The sequence below is a fragment of the Stenotrophomonas sp. YJH_SMC_12-1 genome (assembly GCF_059370935.1).
The window spans coordinates 106,788-121,729 of record NZ_JCAFUD010000010.1 but is presented as its reverse complement, the minus strand read 5'-3'; the positions used below and the strand labels follow the sequence as shown (position 1 = coordinate 121,729).

Annotated in this window: 14 protein-coding genes and 1 tRNA gene; 8 read left to right on the top strand and 7 right to left on the bottom strand. The window is 67.1% G+C overall.

The features are described 5' to 3' along the window. Positions 1-98: 98 nt before the first annotated feature. A complete protein-coding gene (locus AC5P8Y_RS17915) occupies positions 99-488 on the top strand; it encodes a hypothetical protein (protein WP_019661686.1) in 390 nt (129 codons plus the stop codon). A gap of 90 nt (positions 489-578) precedes the next feature. Here the strand turns inward: AC5P8Y_RS17915 and AC5P8Y_RS17910 are convergent, their stop codons facing one another. The 3 genes from AC5P8Y_RS17910 to AC5P8Y_RS17900 all read right to left on the bottom strand — a co-directional run bounded on the left by AC5P8Y_RS17910 (position 579) and on the right by AC5P8Y_RS17900 (position 2,446). After that, complete coding sequence (locus tag AC5P8Y_RS17910; RefSeq protein WP_231522515.1) at positions 579-1,118, bottom strand: pseudouridine synthase; 540 nt, start codon at positions 1,116-1,118, stop codon at positions 579-581. Positions 1,119-1,225: 107 nt separating this feature from the next. Continuing rightward, the gene (locus tag AC5P8Y_RS17905) at positions 1,226-1,477 is read right to left on the bottom strand and encodes a hypothetical protein (protein ID WP_224329425.1); all 252 of its coding nucleotides are present in this window, start codon (positions 1,475-1,477) and stop codon (positions 1,226-1,228) included. A 111-nt stretch (positions 1,478-1,588) separates the two neighbouring features. Then, positions 1,589-2,446 (bottom strand): class I SAM-dependent methyltransferase, encoded by an 858-nt coding sequence (locus AC5P8Y_RS17900; RefSeq protein ID WP_495202112.1) that lies wholly within the window; start codon positions 2,444-2,446, stop codon positions 1,589-1,591. Between the two features lie 169 nt (positions 2,447-2,615). Here AC5P8Y_RS17900 and AC5P8Y_RS17895 point away from each other — a divergent pair, with 169 nt between their 5' ends. From AC5P8Y_RS17895 to AC5P8Y_RS17880, 4 genes are all read left to right on the top strand, one after another. Next, positions 2,616-3,572, top strand: coding sequence for an aldo/keto reductase (locus AC5P8Y_RS17895; RefSeq protein WP_111188133.1), 957 nt, complete (start codon positions 2,616-2,618; stop codon positions 3,570-3,572). A 715-nt stretch (positions 3,573-4,287) separates the two neighbouring features. Further along, a tRNA-Thr gene (locus AC5P8Y_RS17890) sits at positions 4,288-4,361 on the top strand. Positions 4,362-4,718: 357 nt separating this feature from the next. Next, positions 4,719-5,843 carry a slipin family protein gene (locus tag AC5P8Y_RS17885; protein WP_111188134.1) on the top strand — a complete coding sequence of 375 codons (1,125 nt, stop codon included), beginning with the start codon at positions 4,719-4,721 and terminating at the stop codon, positions 5,841-5,843. A 56-nt stretch (positions 5,844-5,899) separates the two neighbouring features. Next, complete coding sequence (locus tag AC5P8Y_RS17880; RefSeq protein WP_049406694.1) at positions 5,900-7,120, top strand: RtcB family protein; 1,221 nt, start codon at positions 5,900-5,902, stop codon at positions 7,118-7,120. 95 nt (positions 7,121-7,215) lie between these two features. On the opposite strand, the gene AC5P8Y_RS17875 is transcribed toward AC5P8Y_RS17880, so the two are convergent. Next, positions 7,216-8,121, bottom strand: coding sequence for an NAD(P)/FAD-dependent oxidoreductase (locus tag AC5P8Y_RS17875; RefSeq protein WP_012481581.1), 906 nt, complete (start codon positions 8,119-8,121; stop codon positions 7,216-7,218). Further along, positions 8,111-8,566 carry an Rrf2 family transcriptional regulator gene (locus tag AC5P8Y_RS17870; RefSeq protein WP_111188135.1) on the bottom strand — a complete coding sequence of 152 codons (456 nt, stop codon included), beginning with the start codon at positions 8,564-8,566 and terminating at the stop codon, positions 8,111-8,113. Before AC5P8Y_RS17870 ends, AC5P8Y_RS17875 begins: the two co-directional genes overlap by 11 nt. A 182-nt stretch (positions 8,567-8,748) precedes the next feature. On the opposite strand from AC5P8Y_RS17870, the gene AC5P8Y_RS17865 reads away from it, so the two are divergent. Then, positions 8,749-10,869 (top strand): methyl-accepting chemotaxis protein, encoded by a 2,121-nt coding sequence (locus AC5P8Y_RS17865; protein ID WP_024958519.1) that lies wholly within the window; start codon positions 8,749-8,751, stop codon positions 10,867-10,869. Positions 10,870-10,952: 83 nt separating this feature from the next. On the opposite strand, the gene AC5P8Y_RS17860 is transcribed toward AC5P8Y_RS17865, so the two are convergent. Then, on the bottom strand, positions 10,953-11,855 hold the full coding sequence (locus tag AC5P8Y_RS17860; protein WP_111188136.1) for a LysR family transcriptional regulator: 903 nt from the start codon (positions 11,853-11,855) through the stop codon (positions 10,953-10,955). A 105-nt stretch (positions 11,856-11,960) separates the two neighbouring features. On the opposite strand from AC5P8Y_RS17860, the gene AC5P8Y_RS17855 reads away from it, so the two are divergent. Next, the gene (locus tag AC5P8Y_RS17855) at positions 11,961-13,175 is read left to right on the top strand and encodes an MFS transporter (protein WP_005411585.1); all 1,215 of its coding nucleotides are present in this window, start codon (positions 11,961-11,963) and stop codon (positions 13,173-13,175) included. A 114-nt stretch (positions 13,176-13,289) separates the two neighbouring features. Further along, positions 13,290-14,099: a 2,5-didehydrogluconate reductase DkgB gene (dkgB, locus tag AC5P8Y_RS17850; RefSeq protein ID WP_012481584.1), complete on the top strand. Its 810-nt coding sequence runs from the start codon at positions 13,290-13,292 to the stop codon at positions 14,097-14,099. 119 nt (positions 14,100-14,218) lie between these two features. Here the strand turns inward: dkgB and AC5P8Y_RS17845 are convergent, their stop codons facing one another. After that, complete coding sequence (locus AC5P8Y_RS17845; protein WP_033833843.1) at positions 14,219-14,920, bottom strand: alpha/beta fold hydrolase; 702 nt, start codon at positions 14,918-14,920, stop codon at positions 14,219-14,221. Between the last annotated feature and the right edge of the window lie 22 nt (positions 14,921-14,942).

Sequence of the window (14,942 nt, the reverse complement as noted above, 5' to 3'; positions counted from 1 at the left end):
TGGCTGCGGTAAAGTCACACCGCGTGCCACCTCGACTGACATACCGTTTACGGGCAACACGCGACACTGGACTTCGACCCGAGGCAAAGGACCCCCGCATGAGCAAGCTGACCGTAATCACCGACCGCGCCCTGGAGCGCGCCCTGGACCTGGCCCACAGCGCCGGCGACGGCCTGAAGAGTGCCGGTGGCAGCCTGCGCCACCTTGGGCCGCAGGCCAGTGACTGGATCAAGACCGGCGCGGCGCTGGGCGCCGTCAAGACCGGTGGCAAGGTGGCCACCAAGTTCGCCCGGCGCAACCCGGCGGTGACCATTGCCGCCGCTGCGGTGGGTGTCGGCCTGCTCGGCTATGCGCTGTACCGCAAGCAGCAGAAGAAGAAGGCCGCCAACGGCCACGTGGTGAATGGCCAGGCGCAGCGCATCAATGCGCGTGACCGCCGCAACGACACCGTGGTGGACGAGCACAGCGATATCGGCAGCGACGCCTGAGTCTGCCGGGGTCGGCTTCCTTCCGCAGGAACTGAGCCCATCAGCCCGCTATGAGGGCCGGATACCGTAGGGTATCCGGCCCTTCCTGTTTCAGCCGATCTGCCGCCACTGCCCCGGCTGCAGGTCGTCCAGGCGGTAGGGTCCCATCGACACGCGGACCAGCCGCAGCGTCGGCAGGTTCACCGCCGCGGTCATCCGCCGCACCTGGCGGTTGCGGCCCTCGCGGATCGTGATCGCCAGCCAACTGTCGGGCACGGTCTTGCGGAAGCGCACCGGCGGATCGCGTGTCCACAGCGACGGCGCCGGATCGAGGCGCTCGATCTTCGCCGGCAAGGTCGGTCCGTCATTCAGCTCCACCCCATCGCGCAGCCGTTGCAGCTGCTCATCGCTGGGCGTGCCTTCCACCTGCACCCAGTAGGTCTTGTCGGCCTTGTGCCTGGGGTCGGTCAGCTTGTGCGCCAGCGCACCGTTATCCGTCAGCAGCAGCAGGCCTTCGCTGTCATGGTCCAGGCGACCGGCGGCATACACGCGCGGCGGCAGGCCGAACCCGGCCAGCGTCGGCCGCGGCGGTACGCTGCGGTCGGTGAACTGGCAGAGCACGTTGAAGGGCTTGTTGAAGGCGATCAGCATTGCGGGCACTACGGGCGGCAGGTGCAGCATTGTCCCATGCCGCGCAACCTCGGCCGAGCGCGGCCCCGGTGCTGCCGGGCATTACGCCGGCCGAGGCTGCGGCGCGATCAACCGAAGACCTTCCACTCCAGCAGGAAAGAGCCCAGCACCAGTGCGATGCCGCACGCCGCGATGACATTGGCCCGGCGCCGCAGGCGAACCGGCGGCGGATTCATGGCACGCGCACGCTCCTCCAGCAGCGCACCGGCAAACAGCACGGCAAACCCCACGGTCGCCACCAGGTCGTAGGCATGGCCACCGTAGAACACGAAGTCAATCAGCCGCGCCAACACCAGCACTGCAACAGCGATATAGAACACCTTCTTCAACTGTCCACTCCATTGGCAGCAGGGCCGGACCACGCCCGGCGGATACACGTTACGTCCATTGTGACGCCGCAGCGCTCACCGGGCGCAGCCCGGCGCCGCCCGCTACGGCTTGATGAAGCGCAGGGTCATGCGGTCGCTTTCGCCGATCGCCTGGTACTTCGCATCGTCGGCCTTGTTGTGCTGGTTGGTCGGCGGCAGCGTCCACACGCCGTTCGGGTGGTCCTTGGTGTCACGCGGGTTGGCGTTGACCTCGCTGCGCGCATCCAGCTTGAAACCAGCCGCCTCGGCCATCGCGATCACCTGCTGCTGGCCGACATAGCCGGTGTCATCATCGTCGGCTACGTCGGCCTTGGCACGATGCTCGACCACGCCCAGCACGCCGCCCGGCTTGAGCACGTTGAAGAAGCCCTGGAACATGCCCTGCGCCTGGCCGGCCTTGCGCCAGTTGTGCACGTTGCGGAAGGTCAGCACCACATCGGCTGAACCGGCCGGGCCGAACACCGGCTTGGCCGGATCGTAGGCCACCACGGCAGTCTTGCCGAACTGTGCCGGTGCAGCGGCGTACTTCTTTTCCAGGCTGTCGCGGCTGCGCTGCTGGTAGTCGCGTCCACGACCTTCGGGCACCGCCATCGGATCGACCACCGCAGCAACGTAGTGGCCCTTGTCGTGCAGCAGGGGCGCCAGGATCTCCGAGTACCAGCCGTTGCCGGGGGTGATCTCGATGACGGTCTTTTCCGGCGTCACCTTGAAGAACGACAGCGTCTGCGACGGGTGGCGGAAGCCGTCGCGCTTGACGTTGTTGGCATCACGGGTGGGTGCCTTCACCGCCGCGTCGATGGCCGGCGACACCTGGATCTTCGCCGGCGCCACCGTGGCCGGTGCGGCGAACGCGGGAACAGCGGCAAACAGGGCCGAAGCAAGCAGCAGGCGGCAACCACGCAGGGACGAAGCAGGCATCATCGGAGTGACTCCAGCGGAAGATGGGGCGAGACTAGCAGCCGCGGCGTCCCAGGTGTTCACAAAACGTTAGCGGCGTGCGTATCGCGGAACACTGTTTTGTGGTCGCCGCCGCAGCACGGTCACACTACGCGTTTTATTCTGGAGCACTTCCCCCAAGGAGTCCGTGCCCATGACGGCAACCCGCGAACTGGGCCGTTCCGGCCTGCATGTACGTCCGCTCGCCTTCGGTGGCAATGTGTTCGGCTGGAGCGCCGATGAGAAGGCCAGCTTCGCCCTGCTCGATGCCTTCGTCGACGCCGGCTTCAATCTGGTCGACACCGCCGATGTTTATTCGGCCTGGGTGCCGGGCAATGCCGGCGGCGAATCGGAGACGCTGATCGGCAAGTGGTTTGCCCGCAGCGGCAAGCGCGACAAGGTGGTGCTGGCGACCAAGGTGGCCAAGTGGGCCGAACGCCCCGGCCTGACCCCGGACAACATCAATGCGGCGGTCGAGGATTCGCTGCGCCGCCTGCAGACCGACGTGATCGATCTGTACCAGGCCCACGAGGATGACGAGTCGACGCCGCTGGAAGCGACCCTGGCTGCATTCGGCCGGTTGATCGAAGCTGGCAAGGTGCGTGCGATCGGTGCGTCCAACTACAGCGCCACGCGCCTGGCCGATGCGCTGAAGGTGTCCACCGACTACAAGCTGCCGCGTTACGAAACCCTGCAGCCGGAGTACAACCTGTATGACCGCGCCGGCTACGAAAAGGAACTGGAACCGCTGGTGCAGCGCGAACAGATCGGCGTGATCGGCTACTACGCGCTGGCCAGTGGCTTCCTCAGCGGCAAGTACCGCACGCCGGCCGATGCGGCCAAGAGCCCGGCACGTGGCGAGAACGTGGTGAAGCGCTATCTGAATCCGCGTGGCCTGCGCATCCTGCAGGCACTGGATGACGTGGCCAGCAAGCACAACGCCAGTGCCGCGCAGATCGCACTGGCATGGCAGATCGCACGGCCGTCGATCACCGCACCGATCGTCAGCGCGACCAGCGTCGAACAGCTGCACGATCTGCTGGCAGCGGCCAACGTAACGCTGAGCGTGCAGGATGTCGCGCAACTCGACGCCGCCAGCACGGAAGACTGAGTTGTAGTGCCGGCCGCTGGCCGGCATTGCACAGTCCGGTAGTGCCGGCCGCTGGCCGGCATTGCACAGTCCGGTAGTGCCGGCCGCTGGCCGGCATCGCGCGGTAAAGAAGAAAATAATTGAACAAAATGGTTGCGCACGACTAAATCGTGGTTTATCGTGCGCACCTCGTTTCAACAACCACTGGAAACTTCCCTTGAACGCGCATTCCGTCGCCATCGCCAAACTGCTGCCATGCCTGCGCATGGACGGGCCGGCGCGCGCGTTCGGCAAGGAAGACCAGCTGACAACGGCCTGATACCCGCCCTGCGGAGATCGGCCACCCCGATCTCCGAGGCCTGACGACGCCCTCGGAACGCAAGTCCCGGGGGCGTTTTCGTTTGCGTCGACACAAGGACCCGCGATGCCAGAACTACACCCCGCGCGGCGACCCGCCGCTCACTGACCCAGGCTTTTCCCGCCCCGCCGAAGGATTTACTTCGCGCGACTGGCAGCGCCTGGACATTATCTGCATCGCATCAGAACATTATCGCTCGCCGATAATGTCGGTGGCCTGCACCCTCGATTATCCAACGGTCCCGTTTCAACCACGGGCTGGTGCGCGCGGCGTTGCCGTGGCGTATGCCGGAGGTCGCGGACATGCCATCGCCTGGATCGCCTGCTGGAGGCAGGCGCCGGTTCGCCGGTACGCGGTTCGATTCCGCGCGGCCCCCAACTGGATAGCTCAGCTTGGTCAGAGCAACGGATCCGTAATCCGTCTGTCGTGGGTTCGATTCCCACTCCAAACCACATGACCTGTCACGTCATGACTTGAAGCAACACCCGGGGCGCAAGCCCCAGCGGCCATCGTCGCCGTCCACCGACATCGCCTTCGGGCAGGAACGTGGAAGGCAACGGACCTCACGCCGGGCCCCGGCCCGCCGCCACTGCCAGCCACGTTCCGCACCGGTGCTGCCTGCCGGGAACGACGATGGCAGCACTGCCGGCGCATCGAAGGCTCCGCGCGCGGACCGTCCGCCGATGGCCGCCCTCTTCCGCCGCCTGCACGTGATGTGCAGGCAGCCTCGCCACGACCGGATCGACCCGGGTCATGGCGATTCATCCGCAACGGGTCGAACCACCAGAGCCATACAAGGAGAGACTCCCATGTTCTGGACCATCAAGGTCGTGATCGGCGACGGCGAGCGCGGCCTGGTGTATCGCAACCGTCGTTTCCAGCAGATCCTGCTGCCGGGCGTGCACCGCCTGTCGCCGTTCGGCGGCCGGCCGCACGTGGACATCCACACTGCATCGAAGGGCGCGGCCTACACCGGCAGCGACCAGGACAGCCTGATCGAGGCACTGGGCGCGACGCTGGACACGCACTTCGTGCTGGCCAACGTCGGCGCCAGCGAGGTCGGCCTGTTGCTGCGCAACGGCCGCATCGATGAAGTGCTGCCGCCGGGCAGCCGCCGTCTGTACTGGCGCGGTTCGGTCGATACCCAGGTGCAGGTAATGGCGTTGGGTGACGAGCCGCGCATTCCGGCCGACGTGCAGCAGCGGCTGGGTCAATTGGGCGTGCTGCCGCGTGTGGCGGTGATCAGCACGGTGCCGAGCGAGTCGGTCGGCCTGCTGTTCATCGATGGCACGCTGCGGCAGACGCTGGACGCCGGCCTGCACGCGTTCTGGAACTTCAACGGCAACGTGTCGGTGGAGCGTGTGGAACTGCGTGCACGTTCACTGGACGTGTCCGGCCAGGAACTGCTCAGCCGCGACAAGGTGACCCTGCGGGTGAACCTGGCCGCGACCGTGCAGGTGGTCGACCCGGTGCGTGCGCACCGCACGCTCAGCAATGCCGATGAGTTCGTCTACCGGCAGCTGCAGTTCGGCCTGCGCCAGGCAATTGCCGCGCGCAGCCTGGACGAGCTGCTGGGTGACAAGGCGGCACTGGACGGCGAGATCGCTGCGCATGTGCAGGCGGCGATCGAAGGCCACGGCGTGCGCTTGCTCGGCGTCGGCATCAAGGACGTGATCCTGCCGGGCGAGATGAAGGAGATCCTCAACGGCGTGGTGCTGGCCGAAAAGCAGGCCCAGGCCAGCGTGATCCGTCGCCGCGAGGAGGCCAACGCCACGCGTTCGCAGCTCAACACCGCAAAGCTGATCGAGGACAACCCGGTGCTGATGCGCTTGAAGGAGCTGGAGGCACTGGAGAAGGTCACCGAGAAGATCGACACGCTCACCGTGTTCGGCGGCCTGGATGGCGTGCTGAAGCAGCTGGTGACGATCAGGTAGGGGGTCGCGGTGGCGCAGGGACGCGCCGCCGGCCCATCAAGGACATTAAAGAAGACATGGACACTCAACAGAACTATCAATGGCTGCATGCCGAGGGCACCACGCCGATCAAGGGCTGGGTCAACGGAGTGCCGCTGGAAGCGCAGGCACATGAGCAGCTGCGCAACATCGCCGCGATCCCGTTCGTCGGGCCGTGGGTGGCCGTGATGCCGGACGTGCACCTGGGCAAGGGCGCGACCGTCGGCTCGGTGATCCCGACCCGCGGGGCGATCATCCCGGCCGCGGTCGGCGTCGACATCGGCTGCGGCATGGCGGCGGTGCGTACCACGCTGCGCGCCGATGACCTGCCCGATGACCTGCGGCAGCTGCGCAACAGCATCGAGCGCAGCATCCCGGTCGGCAATGGCCGTGGCGGCGAACATCACCGCATGCCCGACAGCATCCACACCCGGCTGGTGCAGTCCGGGCTGGCCGCCGGCCTGGAGAAGATCAAGGACAAGCACCGCAGGATCCGCACCGACAAGCTCGACCGCCAGCTGGGTACGCTGGGCGGCGGCAACCACTTCATCGAACTGTGCCTGGACGAGACGGACACGGTGTGGGTGATGCTGCACAGCGGCTCGCGCGGCACCGGCAACCTGATCGGCACCTACTTCATCGAGAAGGCGCGCGAGGAACTGGCGCGGCGCGTGCTGGGCTTCCACCTGCCGGACAAGGACCTGGCGTTCTTCATGGAAGGCGAGCCGCTGTTCGATGACTACGTTGAAGCGGTGTCGTGGGCGCAGGACTACGCCCGGCAGAACCGCGAGGCGATGATGTCGCGCGTGCTGGCCGAGATGCGCCACCGGCTGCCGAAGTTCCAGCTGGCGGCGATGGCGGTGAACTGCCACCACAACTACGTGCAGAAGGAGACGCACCACGGGCAGGAACTGCTGGTGACGCGCAAGGGTGCGGTCAGCGCGCGTGAGGGCGAGCTGGGCATCATTCCCGGCAGCATGGGCACGCGCAGCTACATCGTGCGCGGCAAGGGCAACGCGGACAGCTTCCACAGCTGCAGCCACGGCGCCGGCCGGGTGATGAGCCGTGGCACGGCGCGCCAGCAGATCACGCTGGCCCAGCACCGCGAGGCCACCGCGCACGTGGAATGCCGCAAGGACAGCGGCGTGCTGGACGAGTCACCGGCCGCGTACAAGTCGATCGACGATGTGATGGCCGCGCAGCTGGACCTGGTCGAGGTGGTGCACACCCTGCGGCAGGTGCTGTGCGTGAAGGGGTAATGGAGCGGTGCCGGCCAAGGCCGGCCTCTACCAGAGCAACACGTGGCGTCGGGGGTCAGATCCCTTTCTGCGAAAGGGATCTGACCCCGGCACATTCAGCGCGGCACGCTGTCCTCGGCCACCAGCGCATGGTGCACGCCGATGCCCGCGCGCACGCCTTCGGCCATGGCCAGGGTGATGTTGCCCACCGTGGTCGCATCGCCTGCGGCATACACGTTCGGCACCGAGGTGTGCTTCATCGCATCGACCTCGATCAGCACGCCCAGCGGGCTCTCGACCAACGTGCAGCCCAGCTGCTGCACCAATGGCGTGGCCATCGCCTGGGTGGCCGGCACGAACAACGCACGCTGGGCGATTCGGCGGCCGTCGGCCAGCTCCACTTCCAGCCAGGTCGGCTGGTCGCCCTGCACGCCCAGCACGGGTGACGTCTCGATCTGCACGCCGCGCTGCTGCATGGCGGCGCGCTCCTCATCCGTGATGTCCAGTCCCATGCTGAAGAACGTGACATTGCCCCAGTCCGCGAACAGCGGCGCCTTGCTGGCGGACATCGGATGACCACCAAGCAGGCCAATGGCACCACCACCCACTTCATAGCCATGACAGTACGGGCAGTGCAGCACGGTGCTGCCCCAGCGCTCGGCGAGGCCCGGCAACGCCGGCAACTGGTCGGCAATACCGCTGGCGAGCAGCAGCTTGCGCGCGGCCAGCACCTGGCCATCGGCGGTACGCACTTCCACGCCTTCGGCGCTGGCGGTGGCCTGCACGGCTTCGGCATGCACCCAACGCACCGTGGGGTAGTCCAGCAGCTGCTGGCGCGCCGTCTTCAGCAGCTCGGCGCCACTGATGCCATCGAGCCCGAGCACCCCGTGCGAATGACTGGCAAAACGGTTGCGCGGCGAACCGGCGTCGATGACGGTGACCGGGCGACGGGCACGGGCAAGGATCAGTCCGGCGGCAATGCCGGCATAGCTGCCGCCGACGATGAGCACATCAGGATTCATGGTGACCTTCCAGGGAACGGTGATGGGCAAGATGGCGGGCGAAGTCGGCGCCGAGCTGGTCCAGCGTGGTCGCCTGCAGCCGCGCTTCGAGCAGGCGCTGCGCTTCGCGCGCCCCTTCGAGCAGGGCGCTGTTGACCAGCCGCTGGATCGGGCAGCCACCGCCGGAGTCGCGTGCGCCGACCTGGACCAGCGGTGGTGCGCCCACCGCCAGGTAGATGTCATGCAGGGTGATCGCCGCGGCATCGCATGCCAGCAGGCTGCCGCCGCCGTGGCCGCGGGTGCTGCGCACCAGACCGGCCTTGTGCAGCTGCGCCAGCAGGCGACGGATCACCACTGGATGCGTCGGCAGGCAGGACGCCAGCTGCTCGGACGTGCGCGGGGCGGCATGGCCGACCAGGTGCGCCATCACATGCAGGGCGTCGGACAGTGGATTCGCGGATTTCATGTAACAACGATAGTTACATTTAAATTCTCTGTCGAGGGTCTTCTTTCGTTCCATATGGACACATTTGTCCTATGAAACATCCCCTTCACATCACTAAACGAAACGGTAATGTGATAAGCGTCGCACTTCAGACGTGTGGGGCCAGGTCGATACCGCATTGCCCCTTCCCGAGAGTCCCTTCCATGAAAGCGTCTGTCCGTGCTCCGCGCCTGCAGTCCAAGCTGCTCGGCGCGGTTTCCGTTGGTCTGGCCGTGGTCCTGCTGTGCGCATTGGCGGGCCTGGCCTCCGCCTGGTTGAAGTTGTCCACCGAGGTTCCACCCGAAGTCGCGCACAGCCGCGACGCCGAACGCCTGCAGCGCGAGTTCCGCGGCCAGGTGCAGGAATGGAAGAACGTGCTGCTGCGCGGCCACGACGACGCGCTGCGCCAGCGCCATCTGGACGCCTTTGACAGCGAGGGCCGCCTGGTCGAGCAGCTGGCCAGGGGCCTCGTAGCCAGCCCGGACATACGCACGCGCGAACTGGCACAGTCCTTCATCGGCCTGCACACGCAGCTGCAGAAGGACTACCACGCCGCCCTGCAGGCGTTTGCGGAAGCCGGCTACGATCCCGCCGCCGGCGACAATCTGGTGCGTGGCAAGGACCGCCCGGTGGCGACCGCACTGGATGCGCTGAGCACGCATGCCACACAGGTGGCCGAAGCAACCGTAGCGGCGCGGTCGCAGCAGGCGCGGCAGACCCTGCTGCTGTGCGCGGCGCTGACCGTGCTGGCCGCCGTGTTGCTGCTGATGGGCCTGGCCTGGTGGCTGCGGCGCGCGGTGGTGCAGCCGGTGCTGGCGGTGGAAGCCGCTGCGCGTGCCGTGGCCGCCGGTGATCTGCAGCACGTGGTGCAGGTGCGCAGCCGCGACGAGATCGGTCGCCTCGCGCAGGCGATGCAGGCGGTGCAGTCCACGCTGCGCGGCGTACTGGACGCACAGGCGACGATGGCGCAGGCGCATGACGCCGGCACCATCAGCCATCGCATGGATGCCAGTGCGTTCCCGGGCGCGTTCGGCACCATGGTGGCCGATTGCAACACGCTGGTTGACGCGCACATCCAGGTGAAGATGCGCGCGATCTCGATCATGGGCCGCTATGCCGTCGGTGACCTCAGCCAGGACATGGAACGCCTGCCCGGCGAAAAGGCCGTGATCACCAACGCGTTGGATACGGCCAAGGCCAATCTCGGCATGATCAACGGCGAGATCCGCCGCCTGGCCGAAGCCGCCGCCGCCGGTGACTTCAGCCAGCGCGGCGACAGCGCACGCTTCGAGCATGATTTCCGCGCAATGGTCGACGGCTTGAACCGATTGATGCAGACCACCGAACTGAACCTCGGCGAGGTCTCCAGCATGCTGCGCGCGATTGCCGATGGCCGCCTCGGCGCGCGCATGCACGGTGATTTCCAGGGCGTGTTCGCGCGTATCGCCGGCGACGCGAACACCACCGCTACGCAGCTGGCAACCATCGTCACCGACATCAAGCACGCCTCCGGCAACATCCACACGGCGGCGGCGGAGATCGCCGCCGGCAACAACGATCTGTCGCGCCGTACCGAACAGCAGGCCGCCAACCTGGAAGAGACGGCGGCATCGATGGAGGAACTGACCTCCACCGTGCGCCAGAACGCCGAGCATGCGCGCCAGGCCAACCAGCTGGCGATCGGCGCGCACACCGTTGCCTCTCACGGCGGCAGCGTGGTCGGCCAGGTGGTGACGACGATGGGCGCGATCGAAACCTCGTCGCGGCAGATCGCCGAGATCATCAGCGTGATCGACGGGATCGCCTTCCAGACCAACATCCTGGCGCTGAACGCCGCGGTGGAAGCGGCACGCGCCGGCGAGCAGGGCCGCGGCTTCGCGGTGGTTGCCAGCGAAGTGCGCACCCTGGCACAGCGTTCGGCGGCAGCCGCGAAGGAGATCAAGGCGTTGATCGAAGCGTCGGTGGAACAGGTCGGCCACGGTGCACGGCGCGTGCGCGAGGCCGGTGACACCATGGCCGAGATCGTGGCGTCGGTGCAGCGCGTCACCGACATCATGGCCGAGATCTCCGCCGCATCGCAGGAGCAGAGCGCGGGCATCGAACAGGTCAGCCAGACCGTGATCCAGATGGACGGCACCACCCAGCAGAATGCCGCGTTGGTGGAGGAAGCCAGCGCCGCCGCGCGCAGCCTGGAGCAGCAGGCGAACCGGTTGATCGACGCGGTGGATGTGTTCGATCTGTCGACCACCGCCGCAGCGAAGGACGCGCTGGCGCGCGCGGCCTGATTGATCCGGTTGCCGGCCAGCGGCCGGCACTACCCCGCGATGAACGGTAGTGCCGGCCGCTGGCCGGCAACCCCACCACGACCTCAGCGCAGGTAATCGCTCCGCGCCATCGCTTCAGCCAGGTAATCCAGGAACGAGCTGATCCGCGCCGACACCGCCGTGTTGCGGTAATACACCGCGTGGATCGGCTGGTACACATCCAGCGTCTGCGTCGCCAGCACCGGCACCAAAGTGCCGGTGGCGCGGTCGCGGTCGGTCACGAGGTCGGACAGGCAGGTGATGCCCACGCCTTCCACCGCCAGTCGGCGTAGTGTTTCGCCGCTGGACACCGCGATATCCGGACGCACCCGCAGCAGGCCATCGGCATCGCCCGGCAGCGGCCAGTGATTCAACGATTCCGGTTCGTTGAAGCTGAGCAGGGTGTGCTGGCCCAGCGCGGCGACGCTGGCCGGTTCGCCGTGTGCCGCCAGGTAGGCCGGACTGGCCACCAGCCGCAGCTGGCAGCGACCCAACGGCCGCGCATGCAGGGTGGAGTCGGCCAGCGGCCCGATCCGGATCGCCAGGTCGGTGCGCCGTTCCAGCAGGTCGATGTAGCGCTCGGAGCTGTTCAACTCCAGCTGCACCTCCGGGTAGCGCGCGCGGTACCCGGCCACCAGCGGCGCGATCACGTGCAGCACGAACGGCATCGCCGCATCCACGCGCAGGCGCCCGGCCGGGCGCTCGCGGCGGGCGGCCATCTGTTCCTCGGCGGACTCCACCGCATCGATGATCGCCCGTGCATGGCGCAGATAGGCCTCGCCCTCTGCGGTCAGGTGCAGGCGGCGGGTGGTACGGGTCAACAGGGTGGTGCCGAGCTTGTCTTCCAGCCGCCCCAGCGCCCGGCTCACGCCCGACGGCGTCTGCCCCAGCTGTTCGGCGGCAGCACTGATCGACCCGCTGTCGATCACCGCGAGGAAGGCCTGCATTTCATCGAGAGTGGTCTTCATGCCGCCATTATTGACTGGACGGCAATAGTGATTGGAGTGAAGGCCGGTTTTTCGGCAAAGGTGCGCCGCGCACACTGCGCGCCTTCCTTCCCTCCGGAGCCGGCCATGATCCGTGGCATTCCCCTCGCCCTGCTGGCGCTGACCCTCGGTGCCTTCGCCATCGGCACCACCGAGTTCGTCATCGTCGGCCTGATTCCCACCATTGCCGCCGACCTTCAGGTCAGCCTGCCCTCGGCCGGCCTGCTGGTCTCGCTGTATGCCCTCGGCGTGGCCATCGGTGCGCCGGTGCTGACCGCGCTCACCGGCCGCGTGCCGCGCAAGTCGCTGCTGGTGGCGCTGATGGTGCTGTTCACCCTCGGCAACGTCATCGCCTTCCTGGCGCCGGGCTACACCTCGCTGATCGTCGCACGAATCCTCACCGGCCTCGCCCACGGTGTGTTCTTCTCGATCGGTTCGATCATCGCCACCGCGGTGGTGCCGAAGGAGAAGGCCGCCAGCGCGATCGCCATCATGTTCACCGGCCTCACCGTGGCGCTGGTGACCGGTGTGCCGCTGGGCACCTTCATCGGCCAGCACCTGGGCTGGCGCGCCACCTTCCTGGCGGTGGCCGCGCTGGGCGTGATCGCCCTGCTCGGCGCGCTGCTGTTCGTGCCGCGCAGCGTGCCGCAGAGTGCGCCGGCCAGCTTCCGCCAGCAGCTGGCCGTACTCGCCCAACCCCGCCTGCTGCTGGTCTATGCGATGACCGCGCTGGGCTACGGCGGCACCTTCCTGGCCTTCACCTATCTGGCGCCGATCCTGCAGGACGTCACTGGTTTCTCGGCAAACGCAGTCAGCCTGGTGCTGCTGGTGTACGGCGTGTCGGTGGCGATCGGCAACCTGTGGGGCGGGCGCATGGCCGACCGCATGGGCCCGGTGCCCGCACTGAAGCGCATCTTCGCCCTGTTGGCCGTCGTGCTGTTCGTGCTCACCTTCACCGCCTACAACACCTGGCTGATGCTGCTGACGGTACTGGCACTGGGTGCGGTGGCGTTCGGCAACGTGCCCGGCCTGCAGGTGTATGTGGTCAAGCAGGCTCAGCGCTATGCGCCGCAGGCCACCGACGTCGCATCGGGGCTGAACATCGCCGCCTTCAACATCGGCATCGCGCTGGGCGCCTCGCTCGGCGGCCTGGTGGTGGAGAACATCGGCCTGATGCACACGCCGTGGCTGGGCGCGCTGGTGGTGGTGGGTGCGTATGCATTGACCGTGCTCAGCGGCCGCCTGGACCGCCGCGACGGCATCGATGACCGCGCCGATGGCATCGCCGTGGCCACGCATTGAGATAGGTCATGCCCTGCCGGTACGGTGGTGCAATGCACCGTTGCCGGCACGCATGCGGCCACTGGCCTACCCTTTGCTGGATATTCGCATCCCTCCCCTCTGCTGGAGCTCCCCATGACTGTCCCCGCCTTCGGTCTCGGCACCTTCCGCCTGAAAGACCAGACCGTGATCGACTCGGTGCGCAATGCGCTGGATGTCGGCTACCGCGCCATCGATACCGCGCAGATCTACGGCAATGAAGCCGAGGTCGGCCAGGCCATCGCCGATTCCGGCGTGCCGCGCGAAGAGATCTACCTGACCACCAAGGTCTGGATCACCGCGTTCAAGCGCGAAGCGCTGCTGGCCAGCCTGCGTACCAGTCTGGAAAAGCTGCGCACCGATCATGTGGACCTGACGCTGATCCACTGGCCGTCGCCGAACGACAAGGTCGACGTGCCGATGGAGGAGTACCTGCCGGCGCTGGCCGAGGCCAAGGCACAGGGCCTGACGAAGGCGATCGGCATCTCCAACTTCACCATCGCCCAGACCCGCAAGGCCATCGAGATCCTTGGCGCCGATGCCATCGCCACCAACCAGATCGAGATCCATCCCTACCTGCAGAACCGCCTGCTGGTGAAGTTCCTGCAGGACAACGGCATCCACGTCACCGCCTACATGAGCCTGGCCTATGGCGAGGTGATCAAGGACCCGGTGATCCAGGCCATTGCCGGCCGCCACCAGGCCACTCCGGCGCAGATCGCGCTGGCCTGGGCGCTGCAGCAGGGCTTCTCGGTGATCCCGTCGTCGACCAAGCGCGAGAACCTGTCGAGCAACCTGGAAGCGGCAGCGATCCGCCTGACCGACGAAGACATGGCGCAGATCGCCAAGCTGGACCGTGGCCATCGCCTGGCGAATCCGGAAGGGATTGCACCCGCCTGGGATTGATCCCGACCGCGGTTGCGGATCGGAATCGGTAGGTGCCGCCCTTGGTCGGCACTGACCTCTGATGGATCATTGAAACACCGTGCGGACCAAGGTCCGCACCCACCAGAAGCGGCTTTGGCCTAGCCCTGCAGCAACCACCCGCGCATCGCCACACTGACCTCGTCCGGCTTCTCCATCGGGGCCAGGTGCCCGCAGTCCGGCACCACCACCAGCTGCGAGTGCGGCACCAGGGCGTGCATTTCCTCGCTGACCGCGAGTGGCGTAATGCGGTCGTTGGCCCCGCAGATGATCAACAGCGGATCGCGGTAGCCAGCCAGCACGTCATGGCCGTCACGGCGTTCCAGCGCACTCTGGCGCAGGAACACGTCCGCGCCCAGGCGGGCGGTCATGTCACGCACACGTTGCACCAGCACGTAATCATCCAGCCGCGAGGCATCGATGTAGCTGCGCATCAGCACATCGCCGAAGCCATGGAACTTGCCGGGCAGGCGCACGCTGGCGCGCTGGCTGCGGCGCTGTTCGGCACGTTCCGGTGAATCGGCGTGGATCGAGGTATCGACCAGCGCCAGCTGCAGCACGCGTTCCGGCGCGATGCGCAGGATCTGCTGGGCGACGAAGCCACCCAGCGAGAAACCGGCGAGGGCGAAGCGTTCCGGCGCCTGCGCCAGCACGTCCTCGGCCACCGCCTGCAGGGTCTCGCCGCGAGTCTGGTCGCCTACCGTGCAATCGGCGATGTCGGCCAGATCGGCCAACTGCGCGCGCCACAGTTCGGCATCGTTGAGCAGGCCAGGCAGCAGCAGCAGGGGGATACGGTCGGTCATGCGGGTATTGTCGCGCCGGTGC